At 65.2% G+C, this 19,840-nt stretch carries 21 protein-coding genes and 1 riboswitch; of the genes, 14 read left to right on the forward strand and 7 right to left on the reverse strand.

Translation table 11 applies throughout. From position 1 onward, the window contains the following. Entirely contained in the window at positions 1–1,407 is a 1,407-nt protein-coding gene (locus tag HK108_RS01350; protein WP_139907527.1) for an ATP-binding cassette domain-containing protein, read from the forward strand. 39 nt (positions 1,408–1,446) lie between these two features. Here the strand turns inward: HK108_RS01350 and HK108_RS01355 are convergent, their stop codons facing one another. After that, positions 1,447–1,734 (reverse strand): YrhK family protein, encoded by a 288-nt coding sequence (locus HK108_RS01355; protein ID WP_139466864.1) that lies wholly within the window; start codon positions 1,732–1,734, stop codon positions 1,447–1,449. A gap of 113 nt (positions 1,735–1,847) precedes the next feature. On the opposite strand from HK108_RS01355, the gene HK108_RS01360 reads away from it, so the two are divergent. From HK108_RS01360 to HK108_RS01380, 5 genes are all read left to right on the forward strand, one after another. Beyond that, positions 1,848–2,489 carry a hypothetical protein gene (locus HK108_RS01360; RefSeq protein WP_139466865.1) on the forward strand — a complete coding sequence of 214 codons (642 nt, stop codon included), beginning with the start codon at positions 1,848–1,850 and terminating at the stop codon, positions 2,487–2,489. 60 nt (positions 2,490–2,549) lie between these two features. Further along, the gene (locus tag HK108_RS01365) at positions 2,550–3,122 is read left to right on the forward strand and encodes a DinB family protein (RefSeq protein ID WP_139466866.1); all 573 of its coding nucleotides are present in this window, start codon (positions 2,550–2,552) and stop codon (positions 3,120–3,122) included. Between the two features lie 13 nt (positions 3,123–3,135). Beyond that, positions 3,136–3,597 (forward strand): VOC family protein, encoded by a 462-nt coding sequence (locus tag HK108_RS01370; protein ID WP_139466867.1) that lies wholly within the window; start codon positions 3,136–3,138, stop codon positions 3,595–3,597. A gap of 80 nt (positions 3,598–3,677) precedes the next feature. Continuing rightward, positions 3,678–4,358, forward strand: coding sequence for a PepSY domain-containing protein (locus HK108_RS01375; RefSeq protein ID WP_248283828.1), 681 nt, complete (start codon positions 3,678–3,680; stop codon positions 4,356–4,358). Then, the gene (locus tag HK108_RS01380; protein WP_139466868.1) at positions 4,351–4,971 is read left to right on the forward strand and encodes a thymidine kinase; all 621 of its coding nucleotides are present in this window, start codon (positions 4,351–4,353) and stop codon (positions 4,969–4,971) included. The genes HK108_RS01375 and HK108_RS01380 overlap by 8 nt, the downstream gene beginning before the upstream one ends. Positions 4,972–4,995: 24 nt before the next feature. Here HK108_RS01380 and HK108_RS01385 read toward each other — a convergent pair whose 3' ends face one another. The 5 genes from HK108_RS01385 to thiO all read right to left on the reverse strand — a co-directional run bounded on the left by HK108_RS01385 (position 4,996) and on the right by thiO (position 9,605). After that, positions 4,996–5,640, reverse strand: a complete 645-nt coding sequence (locus tag HK108_RS01385) for a mismatch-specific DNA-glycosylase (protein WP_181270400.1) — start codon at positions 5,638–5,640, stop codon at positions 4,996–4,998. Between the two features lie 507 nt (positions 5,641–6,147). Then, positions 6,148–7,428 (reverse strand): molybdopterin-synthase adenylyltransferase MoeB, encoded by a 1,281-nt coding sequence (gene moeB / locus HK108_RS01390; protein ID WP_139466871.1) that lies wholly within the window; start codon positions 7,426–7,428, stop codon positions 6,148–6,150. After that, positions 7,425–8,192: a thiazole synthase gene (locus HK108_RS01395; RefSeq protein ID WP_139466872.1), complete on the reverse strand. Its 768-nt coding sequence runs from the start codon at positions 8,190–8,192 to the stop codon at positions 7,425–7,427. The genes moeB and HK108_RS01395 overlap by 4 nt, the downstream gene beginning before the upstream one ends. Position 8,193: 1 nt before the next feature. Then, entirely contained in the window at positions 8,194–8,451 is a 258-nt protein-coding gene (gene thiS, locus HK108_RS01400; RefSeq protein WP_139466873.1) for a sulfur carrier protein ThiS, read from the reverse strand. Continuing rightward, entirely contained in the window at positions 8,448–9,605 is a 1,158-nt protein-coding gene (gene thiO / locus HK108_RS01405) for a glycine oxidase ThiO (RefSeq protein WP_139466874.1), read from the reverse strand. Before thiO ends, thiS begins: the two co-directional genes overlap by 4 nt. After that, a riboswitch (TPP riboswitch) is annotated at positions 9,595–9,698 on the reverse strand. Its footprint overlaps the gene before it by 11 nt. A gap of 11 nt (positions 9,699–9,709) precedes the next feature. Here thiO and thiE point away from each other — a divergent pair. Together thiE and HK108_RS01415 are read left to right on the forward strand one after the other, a co-directional pair. After that, positions 9,710–10,393, forward strand: coding sequence for a thiamine phosphate synthase (gene thiE, locus HK108_RS01410; protein ID WP_229663897.1), 684 nt, complete (start codon positions 9,710–9,712; stop codon positions 10,391–10,393). After that, a complete protein-coding gene (locus tag HK108_RS01415; protein ID WP_181270402.1) occupies positions 10,390–11,355 on the forward strand; it encodes a ketopantoate reductase family protein in 966 nt (321 codons plus the stop codon). Before thiE ends, HK108_RS01415 begins: the two co-directional genes overlap by 4 nt. Here the strand turns inward: HK108_RS01415 and HK108_RS01420 are convergent. Then, positions 11,309–12,532 (reverse strand): DedA family protein, encoded by a 1,224-nt coding sequence (locus tag HK108_RS01420; protein WP_181270403.1) that lies wholly within the window; start codon positions 12,530–12,532, stop codon positions 11,309–11,311. The genes HK108_RS01415 and HK108_RS01420 overlap by 47 nt on opposite strands. 153 nt (positions 12,533–12,685) lie before the next feature. Here HK108_RS01420 and HK108_RS01425 point away from each other — a divergent pair, with 153 nt between their 5' ends. The 6 genes from HK108_RS01425 (at position 12,686) to HK108_RS01450 (ending at position 19,810) form a co-directional block, all read left to right on the forward strand. After that, a complete protein-coding gene (locus HK108_RS01425) occupies positions 12,686–13,882 on the forward strand; it encodes a sensor histidine kinase (protein WP_139466878.1) in 1,197 nt (398 codons plus the stop codon). Between the two features lie 29 nt (positions 13,883–13,911). Beyond that, positions 13,912–14,571, forward strand: a complete 660-nt coding sequence (locus HK108_RS01430) for a response regulator transcription factor (protein ID WP_139467405.1) — start codon at positions 13,912–13,914, stop codon at positions 14,569–14,571. Then, positions 14,568–15,821: an alpha-hydroxy acid oxidase gene (locus HK108_RS01435; RefSeq protein WP_139466879.1), complete on the forward strand. Its 1,254-nt coding sequence runs from the start codon at positions 14,568–14,570 to the stop codon at positions 15,819–15,821. Before HK108_RS01430 ends, HK108_RS01435 begins: the two co-directional genes overlap by 4 nt. Positions 15,822–15,848: 27 nt before the next feature. After that, entirely contained in the window at positions 15,849–17,168 is a 1,320-nt protein-coding gene (locus HK108_RS01440; protein ID WP_181270404.1) for an FAD-dependent oxidoreductase, read from the forward strand. A gap of 106 nt (positions 17,169–17,274) precedes the next feature. Continuing rightward, complete coding sequence (locus HK108_RS01445) at positions 17,275–18,753, forward strand: amino acid permease (RefSeq protein WP_282433163.1); 1,479 nt, start codon at positions 17,275–17,277, stop codon at positions 18,751–18,753. Positions 18,754–18,853: 100 nt separating this feature from the next. Then, positions 18,854–19,810: an ABC transporter substrate-binding protein gene (locus tag HK108_RS01450; RefSeq protein WP_139466881.1), complete on the forward strand. Its 957-nt coding sequence runs from the start codon at positions 18,854–18,856 to the stop codon at positions 19,808–19,810. Positions 19,811–19,840 lie beyond the last annotated feature (30 nt).

Genomic DNA, 19,840 nt, shown 5'->3' on the forward strand with positions numbered 1-19,840 from the left:
ATGACCGTTTCGATCACGGACGCGTGGTTCACCTATCGTGGAGAGGACACTGCCGCGCTGAGCGGAATCACTTTCGACGTTGTCAGCGGCACCATGACCGCAGTGCTCGGACCGCTCGGATCGGGAACGTCGACTCTCTGCCGCCTGTTCGCCGGACAGCTCGTCTCTCGGGGAGCCCTGACCGGCACCATCGACCGGAACGGAACCGTGGCGCTGCTCGGCGATGACCCGGAAGCGCAACTGAGCGGAATGACCAGCCACGTCGGTGACGAGTCCCAGCTGGCGTGTCGACTGTACGGGCATGATCCGGCCGATGCCCACCGCCGAGCCCGGAACCTGCTCGAGCTCCTCGGCATCGGAGACCTATGGAACCGACGGCTGGACACGCTCTCCGGAGGGCAGAGGCAACTGGTCGCGGTGGCACGGATCCTCGCACCCGGGCCCGACCTGCTCGTTCTCGACCAACCAGCACAGTCCTTGGATCCGCAGATGCGTGTGCGCCTGGTGACAGTGCTGCAGGAATTCTGTGATCGGGGAGGGGCTGTGCTCATCACCGGTCATCAGACTGACGAACTGACCCGGATCTGCGAAGAGGTCCGCTTCCTTGACGCCGGTCGGCTGCAGACGGCGACTCCCACGGTTCGATCCGTCGGAATCTGGGACAGCCGCCCGAACGATGATGCGACTCTCTCGACGATGCTGAGGTCACAGGCAGATCCGCTGCTCACCGTTCGCGACCTCACCGTGGATCGGGGGAGCAGCCGAATCCTCGACGGCCTCGACCTCGATCTGCGGCCCGGCGAACTCACCTCAGTCACCGGTGCCAACGGGGCCGGCAAGTCCACGCTTCTGCGGGCCCTCCTCGGCCTGCTCGACCGGTCGGCGTCCGTGACGGGCACGATCACAGTCAGCCGCCTCGGCGAGATGATCCGATTGGACACCCTGCCCGCCCACGCGCGCAGTGCTCACCTCGGATGGGTGGGACAGGATGCAGGACTGCAGCTCTCCGCAGCCACAGTGGCACGCGAACTGCTTCACGCCGCTCCGCTGCCGCCGCATCGACGGCGAGACCGAAAGCGAGTGCGCGACCATCGCCTGGCAGCCGCAGACAGCGTCCTCGCCGAGGCGGACCTGACCGAGGTCGCCGACGACCATCCATTCGACCTCGATGTGGCCAGGCGCAAAGACATCGTCATCGCCTCGGCTCTGATGACCGAGACCACGGTGCTGCTGCTTGACGAACCGACGATCGGGCGCGACCTCGCGGCAATGACCCGACTGAACGCGATTATCGAGTCGTTCCTCAACAGTGGAGGCGCTGTCCTGGCAACAACACACGACCAGCGCTGGGCGAACGAGTTCGCGCACCGCAGACTGCGGCTTATCGACGGGCGAGCCCGGTCATGATGGAATGGCGGGCGGATATTTGAGAGCGGATGACAGCGGTCAGTAGTCGAAGGAATCGTCTCCGGCGGCTGCGGGGCTGCGCAGCCTCTGCAGGTGCAGATGCCTGATGAGGCGGATGACCGGGCGAATGAGCATCTCGACACTGCCGATGACGAACAGCCAGGTTCCCGAATAGGTCAGTGATTCGGAGAAGAACATGAAGCTGCCGATGAGGAACCACAGGCCGATGAGCACATCATTGGCGATGCTGATCACCTGGTAGCGCTGCCGGACGACGAGTTCCTCCCGCCCGATCCGCAGATGAAGATCCGGATTGTGCTCGGTCAACACTCTCTCCTTTCCCGCTGAATCTGTTTCACAGCGAGCCTACCGCCGCCGCCCGGGCACGGACTCCGACCGGCGCCGAATCTCGTGTCAGGGGCTGCGCCTACCGTGAGAACATGGATCAGAAGTCGAAACCATTCGATTCCCACGTTGCCGAGTTGCTCGACCGTCACTTGCCGATGTCATGGGATGAGTTGCTCGCCGCTGTTCGTCGGTCCCCGCAGCTCTCCGCCGTCGAAGCGGCCCGCGGTGCGAAGCAGAGGCCCGATCGCACGACCGACGGTCTCAGGTCTCTGCCCGCGGCGAGCCCACCCACCTGGGATGGACTGCACGCAGTCATCAATACGCTGCACCGGAAGAACCTGCTGCCGGACGACCTTCCGCACACACGCAGCCCCTCCGTCATGCTCATCCATCTCCTCAGCGAACTCGCGCTCAGCCTCTCCGACCACCGCAGGCCAGGGCGCGACCTCGGTGCGGCGTCGGTCGAGCCGAAGGCTGAGGGAGTCCAGGCGCGGTTCGAAACCGAATGCATCATCTGGCTCATCACCGGGCGACTCGGTGTGAGGGCCGCCGCGACCGGATCACTCAAGGGCTACCTCAAATACGGAGAGCTCATGCCCGAGTTCTCCCGGGACCGGGTGCTGCAGACCGTCGACACGATCGAGGGACTCTTCGGAGGTGCGCTCGCCTTCGGGATCATGATCCGAGAGGAGATGCCGAGCCTGTTCGAACTCGATGACAGCTTGGCTGTCTGAACCCTGGCAAAGCGCCTTCGACCCTGGTGCTCAGCCGTCCACCGGAGCAGAATGACCATCATGTCCACCTCACCACAGCGCTGGAGCATTGCCACCGTCTACCCCGATATGTGGGTCGATCCCGACGACGACCCCCGCAGCTCCGACAGACACAGTCCCGACGGAGAACTCGCCACACTGCTGAGCTACCTGCGCGACTACCGGCTGACCCTGGATCTGAAATGCCAGGGACTCACGTTTGAGCAGATGATGAAGCTCTCCGTCCCACCGTCGACGATGTCGCTGTTCGGGTTGGTCCGTCACATGACCGAAGTGGAGCGAGACTGGAGGAATTGGATCACCGACGGCGAACCCGAGCCCCCGATCTATGGGAGCTTGGATGACGCATTCGACCTCAGTGATGTTCCGTCTCACCCCGAGGAAACCGTCCTCACCGATGCCTTCGCCCGACTGGAACAGGAGCAGGCCGCCACCGACGCTGAAGTCAGCAGACACGACGACCTCGGCACACACGTGGGCCGAGAAGACATCGCGGTTCGGGAATTCTTAGTCCACCGCATCGAAGAATATGCCCGCCACTGTGGTCACGCTGACCTGCTGCGTGAATGCATCGACGGCAGAACCGGACAATAGGGAGCCACCGACCATGAGCCGAACAATCCAGGTGACCGTCGACTGCCACGACCCCGAAAGGCTCGCCCGCTTCTGGGCCGAAGCACTCGGCTACATCATTCCAGGACCTCCGGGGGTGCGACTCGGTGCTGACGACGACCCCCTCGTCGCTTGGAAGGAATTCATCGCCGGACTCGGCATCGAACTCGGTCCCGAGAACATGCGTGCCGCCATCGAAGACCCTGAACAGGTCGGTCCTCGGGTCTTCTTCCAAACGGTGCCCGAGCCCAAAACGGTGAAGAACCGCGTGCACCTCGACGTCCGTGCCGCTCCGGGACTCGACGGCGATGAGCGGATGGATGCACTCGAAGCAGAATGCACCCGACTCACGGGACTCGGAGGCACTCGGTTGCGCCGAGTCGATCCGGACCCGCCGTTGGAACACGGCTTCATCGTCATGGCCGATCCCGAAGGCAACGAATTCTGCCTTGACTGACCAGCAGTCTCGAACCCCTTCAGATGAGATTGTTCTCAGAAACGACTTGTGAAAGGTGTTCGCTTGCTAGCGTGGCAGCCATGAAGACGAATCGCATGGCAATGAGTACAGTGGCCGGACTTGCAGCACTCACTCTCGGCCTGGCCGGGTGTGGCGGAAGTGATTCCGGAAACGGAGGCGATGAGGCGCAGGACTCGTCCGCGGCAAGCGAATCGGCCGAGGCCAGCCCTGCCGGAGGCGAGGATCAGAGCGACGATGGCCAAAACGATGACGGCGATGAAACCAGGCCGGCGGAGGAATCGTCCGGGAAAGGCCTGAGCGCCGGTGCCGACCTGAGCAAAGAATCGCCGGCCATCAGTGCCGAAGACGCGATCAAGACTGCCGAGGAGGAAGTCGGGAACGGAATCGTTCATGGCATCGAGCTCGACTGGGACGACAAAGACGAGGCCTGGCAGTACGAGGTGTCCATCCTCGACGGAAACACCGACCATGACGTCGAGATCGACGCGGAGACCGGGAAGATCGCCGAACACGAGCAGGACTCGACCGATGACAAAGAGAAGGCCATCGACCTCAACGATCCGATGGCCTTCGACGACGCTCTCAAACTTGCCCAGAAGAAAGCCGACGGAAAGCTCGTGAGCTGGAAACTCGAATTCGACGACGGCAAGCAGGAGTACCAGTTCGATTTCGAGAAGGGCAGCGGAGACGTGGAAGTCACCGTTGACACCGACTCCAAGAGAGTCAGCGTCGATGACTGACACCGGTCGTCTCACGGTCATCGCCGGACCTATGTTCTCCGGAAAGTCCGAAGAGCTTATGCGCAGGGTCCGGCGGGCTACGATTGCCGGAATCGATGTCCTCGTCGTGTCCCACTCGCTCGACACCCGATCGGACATCTCCACGATCACCTCGCACACCGGGGTGAATATCCCCGCAGTGCCGCTCGGAGACGTCGCGTCCCTTGCAGGGGCGGCCCTACAGAAGGACTATGACCTCATCGCCATCGATGAGGCGCAGTTCTTCGGCCCGGAGCTCGTCCCCGCCGTCGAGGACCTCCTCAGCCGTGGACTCGACGTCATCGTCGAAGGACTGTGCGTGACCTTCGACGGGCAGCCGTTCGAACCGCTGCCCAGCTTCATGGCCGTCGCTGAGGAGGTCCTGAGACTCACGGCGGTGTGCACAGTCTGTGGGAAGGACGCTGTGTTCCACCAGCGTTTGGAACAGACGGAGAGCCCGAACGGACCAGACGCAGCACGGACAGTTCAGCCACCCGAGGCGACTCTGGCCGCGACTGAGATCGACGCCAGCCACATCGGTGGCTTGGATACCTATGTCGCTCGCTGTCGGCAGCACTTCACCGGGGCCGGGTAGCTTCACCGGACCTGTCCAACGGTCCTAGCCGTCGATGCTGTCCCAGACCTCTCGCCAGATCCGCGCGAGGTCTGGGATCTGATAGTGGGCGTTGAGGCCGCTCGGCTGCGGAACCACATGCAGCGCCACATCAGCCGGCCACCCGTCGATCAGCGTCGTATCCTGCCGGCCGAGCCGAGCTTTCGGCACCTGAAAGCCGGTGCGGAACGCTGTGATCCCGGCGATCGCGACCGCCCGGGGTCGGATATCGGCAAGACGCTCGATGAGGTGAGCCGCACCTTCACGCAGCTCCTGCCGGGAGAGTTCGTCGGCGCGGACAGTGGCTCGCCCCACGAGGTTGGTCAGACCGATTCCACGACTGAGCAGCTGCAGCTCATCCGCAGGCTCGAGCCCACACGAGGCATCGACTTGGTGATCGGTGAGACCCGCCTGATGCAGAGACGGCCAGAAACGGTTGCCGGGACGTGCGAACGGCGCATTCACCGCGGCCGTCCACAGCCCCGGATTGATGCCGACGATGAGCATCTTCAGCCCGGAGGAATCGCTCGGCAGAATATCGTCGATCGCATCCGGGTCGTCCGTGGCGAAAGCCGCGAGATCGTCCTTGGTCGGTTTGCGACCGCCCAGAGGGGATAGCCGACGATTGCTGACGAAGTTGTCCTCACTCACATCTTTCACACTACCGTCGTACCATGAGCCACGATCATGTGACCCCACAGCCCGGAGAGTCCGCACCCTTCCATTTCAACGACCGCTGGACCACCGACGCCGGAATCGAATCGGTGTGGGCGGTTCTGGAACAGGTCGACGAGTGGCCTGGGTGGTGGCCGGGACTGACAGCAGCCGAAAGGGTCGGGGCCGCACAGGCTGACGTTGATGCCGCCGATCTGCCGGTGACCCCAGGCAGCCGAGCCCGCCTTCTGGTCCACGCACCGGTCGGGGGGTCTGCGGTTCTCCATCGAAGTCGAGGAGGTCGATGCACCCCATCACATCCGGTTCCGGGCGAGTGGTGATCTGCGCGGCGAAGGCAGATGGACTCTGACCGCCACCGAGGGGGTGACGACAATCGATTCTCTGTGGTGTGTGACGACGAGCAGAACGATCATCAGTGCGATGCGACCGCTGTCCGGACTCATGCATGGGGCAGTGATGAGTGCCGGCGAACGGGGACTGCGATCACGACTGGCCGACCGGCCCGGCTCCTGAGCGAACCGGTACCCAGGTCCTCGAATCTGCCGGTCGCTGGTCTCTCTGGTCTGCCGAGGCGCGAGCGGCGGCCTCCCACGCCTCGATGCCCCCGGCAAGCGAGCGCAGACGTACTCCGGTCGGGACCGATCGGGACAGAATCTGGGCGGCCTCGGCCGATCGGGCCCCGGACTTGCAGTGGAAGACGATATCGACCGGTGCCTCAGCCCGGCCGGAGGCACCGAGCAACGACTCAAGCGCCTGCCACCCGCCGTCTCGGAGGGCGCCGAGCGGCAGATGCATCGAGCCGGGGATGGCCGCCAGCTCACGTTCCCAGTCCTCCCGCACATCGACGACGAACACATCGTCTTCGACGGACAGGAATTCGGCGACGTCGATCTCATCCGCCGCAGGCTCTGCCACGCCGCCGCCGTCGAGGTCCACAGCACAGGCGGCAGCCACCTCGGTGAGGTCGGTGACCGGGGGACGGTCGGGATCGAGGGAGAACCGCAGGGTCGAGTACTCCCCGGTCAGCGCCTCATAGCGCAGCAGCCGACCGATGAATGGGGCACCGATGCCGCAGATGAGCTTGATCGCCTCGGTTGCCATCGCCGAGCCCACGGTTCCGCACAGCACACCGAGGACTCCGCCCTCGGCGCAGTTGGGCACCGAATCGGGTTCCGGGATATCCGGGAACAGATCGCGCAGCATCGGCCCGTGACCGGGAACGAACGTGCTCACCTGACCGGCGAAGCGGAAGATCGTGCCCCACACCAACGGGGTGCCGGTGAGTTCGGCGGCATCATTGGATAAGTACCGAGTGGCGAAGTTGTCCGCCCCGTCAACGACGACATCGTGTTCAGCGAAGAGACCGAGCACATTCTCCGGGCTCAGCCGTTCCGCGATCGTGCGCACCTCGAAGTTCGGATCGAGCCGGTGCACGGCATCGGCGGCAGATGAGACCTTCGGTCGGCCCACATCCGCATTCCGGTGGATGATCTGGCGCTGCAGGTTCGAAGCCTCCACCACGTCATCGTCGATGATCGTGATCGACCCGACTCCTGCGGCCGCGAGATAGTTGAGGACTGGAGCCCCGAGCCCGCCGGCGCCGATGACCAGCACCGAGGCGGCCCGCAGACGCCGTTGTCCCTCGAGTCCGAATCCCGGCAGGCTCAGGTGCCGGGAGTAGCGTTCCAGCTCCGTCCGGGACAGAGACTCCACGGGGTCGACGAGAGGAGGCAGCGACGGAGGAGTGGCGGCAACGGTGGTCATTGTGCTGCGAGCATTCCATCGAACGGCGATGATGCCAATGCCAACGGTCGTTTGGGAATCCTCCCGGCTCCGGCCGCCAGATGCCCGGCCTCGACGGCCAAAGCCATCGCCCGGGCCATGGCGTGAGCATCGTGGGCGCGGGTGACCGCCGAGGCCAGCAGCACCGCGGTGCACCCGAGCTCCATCGCCAGAGCGGCATCGGAGGCGGTGCCTACACCGGCGTCGAGGATGACGGGCACCTGTGCACGGGAGACGATGGTCTCGATGTTGTGAGGGTTGAGGATGCCCAGCCCACTGCCGATCGGAGCACCGGCCGGCATCACCACAGCTACACCAGCGTCCTCCAGACGCTTCGCCAGGGCCGGATCGTCGTTCGTGTAGGCGAAGACCGTGAACCCATCGAGGACGAGCTCCTCGGCTGCGGCGAAGAGCTCGATGGGATCCGGCAGCAGGGTGTCCTCATCGGCGATGACCTCGAGCTTCACCCAATTCGTCTCCAGCGCCTCTCGGGCCAGTCGGGCGGTGAGCACGGCGTCTCGGGCCGTATAGCAGCCGGCGGTGTTCGGCAGCACCCGAATACCCAGACGCTGGAGCATGGTGAACACTGAGTCGCGGGACTCGGCGTCGAAACGGCGCATCGCCACAGTGGTCAGCTCGGTTCCCGAAGCCACGAGTGCGTCTTCGAGAATGCTCAGGGAACTCGCCCCTCCCGTGCCCATCACGAGGCGAGACGACATCTCCACATCATCGATCGTCCAGGTCATCTCAACCTCCCTGCACAGCGGTGACGATGTCGACGGTGTGCCCGTCGGCCAGGGTGCAATCGGACCAGGCACCGCGACGGATGACTTCACCGTCGACGGCCAGGGCGATGCCCAGGCGGCCGCCGTCGGCTGGTGTCCCATCGGGGTTCAGCTCCCGTCCGGTGACGTCGGCGATGAGGTCGAGCGCCGAGGTGGCACCCGGCAGCTCATGGCGAGCGCCGTTGAGGACGATGGTCGGTGAGTGTTCGTGGTCGGTCATGAGATGCTCCTCATCGGGTAGGCACTGGTGTGGTCTGTGGTGAAGCGGTGTGGGGACACGGACTCGAGCGTCCCGTCAGGAGGCCAGTCGGAGGCGACGCCCAGGGCGAGCTCGGCACCGAGCCTGCCGCCGAACGGGGCCAAGAGGATGCCGTGGCGGAAATACCCGGTGCTCACGATGCAGCCGGGATCGATGCGGCCGATCATCGGCAGGTCGTCCGGAGAACCGGGCCGGGCACGGGTGGTGATATCGGTGATCTCCGCGTCGAGGATGCCCGGGACCAGTCGCTGCCCGTCGGCGAGCAGCCGGTGAATCGCCCCGGCCGGAGTGCCGGAGAGTCCGTCCTCACGCGAACTGGCACCGAGCACGATCTCGCCGTCCGGGCGAGGAACCAGGTAGACGGGGCGACCATTGACCAGCCCGCGGATGGTGCGGCTCAGCAGCGGAGTCGCCTTCGCGGAGGCGCGCAGTCGCAGAACATCACCCCAGACCTCACGCAGAGGCAGCTGCGGGGCACCGACGAACGCGGACACAGCGCTGCCGGCGCAGATGATCACCTGATCGGCCTCCAACCGGCGGCCATCGCCCAGTGCGACTCCCACAGTCGTATCGCCGTCCTTGATCAGGCTGGCCGCCCGCTGGCGAATGAAGCCTCCTGAGTGAGAGGACAGGACAGTCAGCAATGCGGCAGTGAGCCGACGGGGGTCGATCGAGTGATCGCCTGGAATGTGCACGGCCCCGGCGACGGCAGGCGACAACGACGGCTCAACCCGGCGGGCAGCACTGCCGGTGATGAGCTCGGTGGCGAAACCGGACCGCGACTGTGCATCGCGCAGCTCCCGCAGAGCCTGCAGATCAGCTCGGTCACCGGCGCACACCAATGTTCCGGCATCCGAAAAACCGAGATCGCTGCCAGCGGCGCTCGCCACCTCGGCGGAGAACTGAGGATACATCTGCGCGGAGGCTCGCATCAGCGGGTACAGGGGAGTCTGCCCCCAGACCACCTCGGCGGCGGGAGCGAGCATCCCTGCGGCAGCATGGCTCGCACCCTGAGCGGGCGCAGGATCGATGATGGTGACTTCGGTACCGAGGCGGCGCAGATACCAGGCCGTGGACAGGCCGATGATCCCGGCGCCGACGACAATGACTCTCACAGCTTCTCCCTCCGGCGGCATGATCCGCATCAGGTCTGACGGTCGGCTCTTACGCCCTCTCAGCCTCGTTGGGAGGCTCCCGCGAACTCCTCTACTCTATGACCATGACCACACAGATGCCACCGCGCACCGCAGCGCGGCAGACGAAGAGAGCCTGGAGAGAGGCACGACTGGCAGAGGCGAAGCTCTACCTGTGCACCGATGCCCGGACCGGTCAGGGCGACCTCGCCGAGTTCCTCGACGCCGCCTACCGTGGAGGTGTCGACATCATCCAACTGAGGGACAAGAGCCTCGAGGCCCGCGCCGAGATCGCGGCATTGGAGGTCCTCAAAGATATTGCCGCCCGTCACGACAAGCTCTTCTCAGTCAATGACCGTGCCGACGTTGCGCTGCTGACCGACGCCGACGTCTTCCACGTCGGTCAGGGCGACCTCACCAGTGCTCAGGCCAGGGCTGTGCTCGGACCCGATGTCATCCTCGGCCGCTCGACCCATTCCCTCGAGCAGGCGCTCGCCGCCGAGGCGGACCCGGAGACCGACTATTTCTGTGTCGGGCCGGTCTGGGAGACCCCGACGAAGCCGGGCCGCGCCTCTGTGGGGACGGCGCTGCTGACCGCCACCGCCGCCGAGGCGGCCAAACCGTGGTTCGCGATCGGCGGTATCGCGACCGGGGAGAGGCTGGACGCGATCCGGCAGGCGGGCGCGAGGCGTGCCGTCGTCGTCCGTGCGATAGCCTCGGCTGAGGATCCCGCTGCGGCCGCGCGGGAGCTCAAGGAGGAGTTGGAATGACCCAAGCAGCTGACAGAGCATCCGAGGGAATCGGTGCTGGCGCTGACCTGTCGGTTCTCATCGCCGGGGCGGGGGCGACCGGCGGAGCGTTCGGCACCTATCTGCAGGAGGCCGGACGCGATGTCACTTTCCTGCTCCGGCAGGCACGGGCGGAGACGGTCCGCGCGGAGGGACTGCGCTTCACTGCACCCGGTGATGATCGGACGAATCAGGTCGATGTCATCACCGCTGAGGAACTCACAGCCGCATCACGAACCTTCGACCTCGTCATCGTCGCGGTCAAAGCGGGTGGACTCGACTCGGTCATCGCCGATATCGGACCGGCTGTGGGCGAGCAGACGACGATCATTCCGTTCCTCAACGGCATGGCTCAGATCGAGAAGCTGCAGAGCAGATACCCCGGACAGGTGCTCGGAGGGTTCGTCAAGATCGTCGGCACCATCAGGGACGGAGCCGTCGTCCAGCTCACCGACCTGGCCGTGATGACCATCGGAGATCTCCACGGCGCCGAAGTGCCCACACGCATCTCCGAGGCGCTCGATGTGCCCGGATTCAAACTCCAGACCGTCGATGGAATCATCGACGGGCTGTGGGAGAAATGGATCTTCATCGCCGCGGCAGGAGTCGTCACCTGCCTGTTCCGCGCCCCGGTCGGAGCGATCATGGAAGCCGGCGGCAGATCGCACGTGTATGCCATCATCGATGAACTCGAAGCCGTGGCGGCTGCGGCAGGACACCCGGTGTCGGAAGCCTCCCACGCCATGACTATCAAGATGCTCACCGAGGACGGTTCCGCCTTCACCTCATCCCTCTACCGGGATGTGACGGCAGGGCTGCCGAGCGAAACGGAGCACATCCTCGGCGACCTGTCGATCAAGGCGGAGGATCTGGGAGTGGCGACTCCGCTGCTCGACCTCACACTTGTGCAGCTGCGGGCAGGGGAAGCCCAGAAGCGGCTCTGACTTCGGCAATGCCGGTGCGCAGCATCGCCAGATACGGCTCCTGCGGCTGAGCGTGTTCGACGTCTGACGAACGATGCGCGGCGGTGAACGTGACCATCGGGACACCGTCGACATCATCGAGGACGAGCAGCGTCTCGTACCCGCCCGGACCCAGAGAGTGGGAGCTGCCGGCTGCCAGATCGAAGACGAGGCGTTCCAGCGGACTGTCCGGTTCGGGCGGTCGGTGCATCTCCTGTGCCGCCACATCGGCGAACTGTTCGGCAGTGATGAGGTAGGCCTTGGCGGGGGTCGGTCCGGGGAGGAAATGATCGTAGAAGGCCATGCCGCCGCCCCACACCTTGGACTCGCCGGCGAAATAGATCGTTCCGGGCAGTTCGATCCCGGCTTCTGCGCGGGGCAGTGTTGCGTCCCTGGCACCTGGATAGGTGACCATCGCCCCGGGCGGTCGCCCGCCCTGCAGATAGCAGGCGAGCCGATCGCGAGCCATATTCGATCCGTAGCTGACGTACCACACATATGTTTGAGACATCCCTGCCATCGTGACATCTCGGTCTTGGAATTCGGTGAATCGGTGCCGAGTGTGTCCTCTGCGGCGCCGGCATAATCGGCGGATGAGTTCGGCGCTGCCGGTGATGGCCAGGGCGATGCCGATGCCCACGGCGACTCCGAGTAGCGGCCGGTCCTCGAAGATCATTCCCCCGATGAGTCCGATCACCGTCGAATAGAGCGCCCAGGCGAGACTGCCGATCCCGTCCCAGAACAGGAAAGTGCGGATCGGGAACCCGAGCAGACCGGAGCCGATGGTGGCCAGGCTGCGGCCCCCGGGAACGAATCGGCCGGCGATGAGCACGGTCCCGCCTCGGCGAGAGAAGACCGTGTGGGCGGAGTCGAGCAGGTTCGCGATGCGAGCCCACCGTCGCCATCGGCCGACCCCGGTCGCAGCGAATCGGCCGACGAGGTGAGCCGCCAGATCCCCGAGGAGAGCCCCTCCGGCAGCGGCGAGGATGAGTCCTGCCGGGTGAGGGTGCCCCGTCGCGGCGAAGGTCGCAGCGGTGATGAGTAGAGTCTCCGACGGCACAATCGGCATGAGCGAGTCCAGTGCCGCGGCCACGGCTATGAGCAGGTACACCCATGGAGATGTGAGGGTGGCAGTGAGCAGCTCGAGTGCGAGATCCATACTCATCCACGCTAGGCACAAGACGGCAGGGCCGGTACGCGGTCGGGCACACGGTCAGTGCGGTCGAACAACAACCGCCATTGCGGAAAACCGGAATCCGAGACTGCGGCCGAACCTCTGGGAGGCGGCGTCAGGCGTTGCTACGATCGACTCATGCCCTGGCCGAGCGCGCTGTCCACCCGCCTTCCTCCCGAAGTACGGATGTTCACCGCGCGGTGGGCGCGGTCCGTACTCGCCGTCGCGTGGGGCGGTCTGCTGTGTCTGCCGCTGCTCATGGCCTCCGTGCTTCCGCCCACCTCACGCATGGCCGCGAAGGTGCGGAGCTGGGAACTCGCTCGGCATTCTCGCGGGTTCGGACTCGTCCTTGCCGACGAGCCGACCAAACGTCGGTTCCTGCTCGGCAACGGCCTGGTCGCAGCACTCGCCATCATTCCCACCGCGAACCTCCTCGGCGGATTCTTCGTCGTGACTCTCGGATCGCTCTTCCAAGGATTCTTCATCGGGGGAGCGGTCAACATCGGGTTCGACATGTGGTCGATCTCGCAACCCACGCTCTTCGTCGGTGTCCTCTACGGGGCGGCGAACCTCATCGGCGCCGTCGCTCTGGCCGAGGCGGCAAGCTGGGCGCATGGTCGCATCGACGCTCATTTCGTCGAGGTGGAGCGTCCCTTCGCCGTGTACACCCGCATCAGCGAGCTGCTGACGACCCGCCGTGGAGTCGTGCTCGCCATCGACGAGGAACGACGCCGGATCGAACGGGACCTGCACGACGGCGTGCAGCAGAATGTCGTCTCCCTGTCCGTGCTCATCGCCCGAGCCAGGCGTGCCTCTGACCCGGCGAAGTCCCAAGCGCTGCTCGACGATGCGCTGGTCCAGTCCCAGGACCTCATCGACGAGATGCGGGAAGTCGCCTGGCGGGTCTATCCCACTGCGCTGGACGACCATGGTCTTCGAACCGTGCTCGAGAGGATCGCCGGTCGCAGTCCTATTCCGCTGACCCTCGTGACCGTGCCGGAAGGCAGATTTCCGCCCGCAGTGGAATCTGCCGCCTACTTCGTCGTCCGTGAAGCCGTCACGAATGTCGTCAAACACGCCGAGGCGTCCGCGATCACGGTGAGCGTCGTCGCCGAGCCCCGGACCGCGTTGACCGTGACCGTCTCCGATGACGGTGTCGGTGGAGCCGATCCGCGCGGGGGAGGGCTCCAAGGGCTCACACGGCGGGTCGGAGCGCTCGACGGGAATCTCGAGGTCGACTCCCTTGAGGGCGCAGGCACCACAGTTCGAACTCGGATCCCGTTCGGGACCGACGCACAGGACGGCAGCACGACGAAGGAGAAGAGACAGAAGTGAACACGACAGAGGTCCAGACAGAGAACCGGATGCGCGTCGTCCTCGCCGATGACGCGGTGTTGCTGCGAGAGGGCGTCCGCAGTCTGCTCGAAGACGAAGGGATCAGCGTCGTCGCGTCCGTCGGAGACGGAGGGGAGCTGCTGCGGGCGGTCGCCGAGCTGCGCCCGACCCTGGCGATCGTCGATGTGCGGATGCCTCCGACTCACACCACCGAAGGACTCGAAGCGGCGTTGGCGATCAAACGTCGCTTCCCGGATATCGGAGTCCTCGTCCTCAGCCAGTATGTGCTGCGGGAGTATGCGACGGAGCTGCTGAGCACCGAATCGGTGGGCGTCGGCTACCTCCTGAAGAACCGGGTGACCGACATCGACCGGTTCCTCGAGTCCGTACAGCGGATCGCAGAGGGAGGAACGGTCATCGACCCCGACGTCGTCCGGCAGCTGCTCACCACCTCGGAAAGGCAGAATACGTTGTCGACGCTGACTCCACGTGAGAGCGAAGTGCTCGAGGCGATGGCCGAAGGACTGTCGAACCGGGGAATCGGCGAACGGCTCTTCGTCTCGGTCAGTTCCGTCGAAAAGGCGATCAGCTCCATCTTCGATAAACTCGGCCTCCAGGCAGGGGAGACCACGAGCCGCCGTGTCGCGGCAGTGCTCGCCTACCTCAACCGAGAACGAGGAGAGAGATGAAGCGCCGACTGCCCGATCTGAGAGAACTCGCCCCCTTGCTGCAGTTCGACCTGCCCCGACTCGACCGGGTCGCAGCCAGATTGGAGTCGGCCGCAGACATCTGGGACCTCCGCCGCATCGCCAAGCGCGTGACGCCGACCGCGCCGTTCGACTATGTCGACGGTGCCGCTCTGGACGAGCGGACCTTGGCGAAGAACCGTGAGGCGCTCGGCAACGTTGAGCTCCTTCCGCGCATCCTCCACGGAGTCGATGCGCCGGATACGTCGACGACAATCGCCGGTGCCCGAACCCGGCTGCCCTTCGGCATCGCCCCGACCGGTTACACCCGCATGATGCACTCGGAAGGCGAGGTCGCCGGAGTGCGTGCGGCGACGAAGGCCGGAATCCCGTTCTCACTGTCGACGATGGGCACGACCTCGGTCGAAGACGTCGCGCAGGCGGCGCCGGATTCCACCCGGTGGTTCCAGCTCTACCTGTGGAAGGATCGGCAGCGCAGCCTCGATCTGATCCAGCGGGCCGCCGCCAGCGGTTACGAGACCCTGCTGGTCACCGTCGACACTCCGATCACCGGTCAGCGTCTGCGCGATCACCGCAACGGTCTGACGATCCCGCCCCGACTGACGCTGGGAACCATCCTCGACGCCTCCTATCGACCCGGCTGGTGGTTCAACTTCCTCACCACCGAACCGCCGAAATACGCGTCGCTGTCGAACACCTCCCAGTCCCTCGCGGAGATGACGAAGACGATGTTCGACCCGACCCTCGACCTCGATGACCTGCGGTGGATCCGCGAACAGTGGAACGGACGCCTGTTCGTCAAGGGAATTCTCACCGCCGAGGATGCCCGCCGCGCTCAGTCGATCGGCGCCGATGGACTCGTCGTCTCCAATCACGGCGGCCGGCAGCTTGATCGGGCTCCGGACTCGCTGACCTCACTGGCCGAAGTCCGTGCGGAGGTCGGACCGGAGATGGAGCTGATCTTCGATTCCGGGATCATGTCCGGCACCGATGTCGTCGCCGCGCTGTGCGCCGGAGCCGACTTCGTGCTCATCGGCCGGGCGTACCTGTACGGGCTCATGGCCGGAGGCCAGCGAGGCGTCGAGCGGGCAATCGAGCTCATCGGACAGGAAATCCTCACCGCCATGGGACTTATGGGTGCCCGGAGCATCTCTGATTTGGGTCCCGAGCTCGTCCGCGGGCTGCCTCAGGCACCGGCCGCTGACGGGGAGTTGCGGACCGACGCTGTGTGAGCCTCGGCCCGACGAAGGAGACCACGCATGATCATCGCGGCAACGGTCAACGAGCAGCTGAAGCACGTGGACTCGGACGAGCCGCGCATTCTCATCGTCGGAGCCGGAATCGCCGGGATCACCCTGGCGCAGCTGCTCCGGGGTCGCGGGATGCACCCGACCCTCATCGATCGGTCGGCCGATTCCGGTCGGATGATCGGTGACAATCGTGCCGGATATATGCTCGCCCTCATGCCCATGGTCGATCCCATCATCGAAGAACTCGAGTGCCGGGAAGCCTACCTCGAAGCCAGCGTCGGCATCGATCGCTATATCGCCCATGCACACACCGGGAAAGTCCTCCGACAGGACCACCTCGGTGATCTTCTGGCCGACTTCGGCGACTATCGCGGGATCTCCCGCTCAGCGCTGCTCGACGTGCTCACCGGCAGCGACTGCCCGATCGCCTTCGGCACCACAGTGACCGGTCTGTCCGGCGACGGCGCCACTGTGACTCTGGCCCAGGCGAGCGTCGGCCGACAGCGCTTTGGAGAGCAGGAACAGAGCCGTGGCCAGGAAGAAGTGCTCGAATTCGATGCCGTCGTCATCGCAGACGGAATGAATTCCCGAACCCGCAGGCTCGTGACAGGTGGGCCTGCCGCGACCGCCATGTCCGGCTCCGGCAAGACTTCCGCTGACGGTTCTGATAAGCCCTCGTCAGAGTCCGCTGTGGACACGACATGGGGCGGATGGGTCTGCTGGGCAGAGGCGGATGACGATCAGGACGCCGTCGATGAGATATGGGGCGATGGATTCTTCCTCGGCATTTATCCGGTCAAGGGCGCCATCGGAGTCTTTCTCGGCTGTCCCGACGCCCGGCAGCCGCTCGGCTCCCGGCGGTTCGCCGCCGAGGTCCGCAGTCGACTCACGGTGATGACTCCGCGGATCGACGCCTGCCTCACCGCGGTCGAAAAGGCCGAAGCACCGTTCTTCTGGCCGCTGCGGGATTCGCGAGCGCAGCGCTGGAGCCGTGGTCGCACCGTTCTGCTCGGCGATGCCGCCGCCGGGTTCCTTCCCACCGCCGGAATCGGGGCCGGAATGGCGATGGAATCGGCCGGAGTGCTCGCCGACGAACTCTCCGCCCTGACGACCGGGCCAGGTGCATTCGCAGCGCTCGAACGCTTCGAGGCCCGCCAGCGGTCGCGAGTCGAGGCCGCTCATGACAACTCGCGGTCCCTGGCCCGACTGATGTTCGGCAGGTCCGGACTCTTCGCGTTCGCCCGCGACCAGGCGTTCCGCTTCATCAGCATCCGCACCGCGCTCAAACCGATACTGCAGCTGCTCGAGTCCCCGCCCAAACGGATGTGACCCTCCTCCCACCCTGCCTCCTCATCGGCTGCGGGCGACCTCGTGTGTGGTAGGAATGGCCAGGGTCCTCGTGCGCGGACCTGCCGAACCACGAACGAGGATGACCATGGGAATGCCAGCCGCCTCGGCGAACGAAGACCGCCGACTCCGACGGGGACTGAAGTCCCGCCACCTGCAGATGATCGCCATCGGCGGTGCCATCGGCACCGGGCTCTTCCTCGGCTCCGGCGGCACGATCTCACAAGCCGGCCCCGGCGGCGCCCTGCTGGCCTATGCCGCGATCGGCATCATGGTCCTCTTCGTCATGCAGTCCCTCGGCGAGATGTCGACCCACCTGCCCGTGGCCGGATCGTTCCACACCTACGGGACCAAATACGTCAGTCCCTCGTTCGGATTCGCCATGGGCTGGAACTACTGGTTCAACTGGGCGATCACCCTGGCTGCCGAACTCGTCGCCGCGGGCGTCATCATGTCCTTCTGGTTCCCCGACGTGCCCTCGTGGATCTGGGCGGCGGTCTTCCTCATTCTGCTGGCCGGGCTGAACTTCCTGTCCGCGAAGGCCTTCGGCGAAGGCGAATTCTGGTTCGCCGCCATCAAGGTCACGGCCGTGCTGGCGTTCCTCGTCCTCGGTGTGTTCATGATCGCCGGCATCCTCGGCGGAACCGCACCCGGGGTGAGCAATTGGACGAAGGGCGAGGCTCCGTTCGTCGGTGGATGGATGTCCGTCATCAGCGTCTTCATGATCGCCGGATTCTCGTTCCAGGGCACCGAGCTCGTCGGCGTCACCGCGGGGGAATCGGAGAACCCGCGCAAGGACATGCCGCGCGCCATCCGCACCGTGTTCTGGCGCATCATGCTCTTCTACATCGGCGCCATCGCCGTCATCGGCTTCATCCTGCCCTATACCGACCCCTCGCTGCTGGCCTCGGCGAACAATGAGGACATCACGGCCTCCCCGTTCACTCTCGTCTTCGAACGCGCCGGAATCGCCGTGGCCGCCGGCATGATGAACGCCGTCATCCTCACCGCCATCCTCTCCGCCGGCAACTCCGGCCTCTACGCCTCCACCCGCATGCTCTACGCCATGGCGAAAGAGGGAACCGCGCCGAGGCTGTTCGCCCGACTCAACGAACGCGGAGTCCCCGTCATGGCGCTGCTGGCCACCGCCATGATCGGACTGTTCGGATTCCTCACCGAGATCATGGGTGACGGTGGAGCCTATACCTGGCTGATGAATGTCTCCGGACTCTCCGGCTTCATCGTCTGGGTCGGCATCGCCTGGTGCCACTTCCGGTTCCGCCGCGCCTATGTGCGGCAGGGGCGCGCTGTAGCGGACCTGCCGTACCGGGCGCCGCTGTTCCCGATCGGCCCGGTCATCGCGCTCATCATGCTCATCGTCGTCATCATCGGGCAGAACGTGCAGGCGATCGTCAACGGGCAGCTGCTCCAGGTCGCCAGCGCCTATGCAGGGCTTCCTGCGTTCCTGCTTCTGTGGGTCATCCACCGCATCGTCACGGGCCGCCGCTCACGCATGGTCGCCCTCGATGACATGGACGTCGATGGGCTCGAGATCAAGGCTCCCTGATCCCTTGGTCGATTCCTCGCCGAGGCGGCCGTGCGGTCGGATTCGAACCGCCGGAGAAATGGGTTAAGCTAGGCTCGCCTAACTACTCAAGAAGGATTCCATGCGCCGTATTCTCGCCCCAGTGATTGCCTCCGTTCTCGTCCTCGCCGGCTGCGGCGGAGGAGCAGATTCAGCCGACGAGGCCTCGGGGCCCACCGTCGACACGAAGTTCGGCGCCGTCGAGGTGCCCGCCGACCCGCAGAAGGTCGTGGCGCTGGGATGGGGCGATGCCGAGACCGCTCTGGCGCTCGGAGTCCAGCCCGTCGGCGCCTCTGACTGGGTCGAGTTCGGCGGCAAGGGCGTCGGGCCGTGGGCCGAAGATCTCTACGACGAAGCTCCGGAGATCATCGCGACGATGGAACCCGACTACGAGGCCATTGCCGCACTTGAGCCCGACGTCATCCTCGATACGAACAGCTCCGGAGAGAAGGAGCGCTACGACCGCCTCTCTGAGATCGCTCCCACGGTCGGAGTGCCGGAAGGCGGCGACAACTACCTGACGACGATGGACCAGCAGGTCGACCTCGTCTCCCAGGCGCTCGGCAAGGAAGACGACGGGAAGAAGCTGCTCGACGACCTCGACGAGACCTACGCCGATGCGCGCGAAGCCCATCCGGAGTTCAAGGACAAGTCCGTGACCGTGGCAGCGAAGACCTCCGAGGGATGGGGTGCCTACGTCGAGGAATCAGGTCGCGTGCAGGTCATGGAGCAGCTCGGCTTCAAGCAGTCCGAGACGATCGCCGGAATGAAGGCGGACGGCTTCTCCGTGCCGATCTCCGAGGAGAACCTCGATCAGCTCGACGCGGACCTGCTCCTGACGTTCCCGATCTACATCGAGGACAAGGATGTCACCGAGGATGCTGCCTACAAGCGCATTCCTGCCGTCAAGGACGGGCACGACCTCGTTCTGACCAACGACAATGACGACATCCGCAAGGCATTCTCACTCAACTCGATCCTCTCGGCCAAGTACACCGCGGAGGAGCTCCCGGGACTCATCGCCGACAAGGTGAAGTAACCGACTGACGAGCGCTGCTGCGCGCCCCTG

The sequence above is a fragment of the Brevibacterium sediminis genome, assembly GCF_013623905.1.
GTDB lineage: Bacteria > Actinomycetota > Actinomycetes > Actinomycetales > Brevibacteriaceae > Brevibacterium > Brevibacterium sediminis.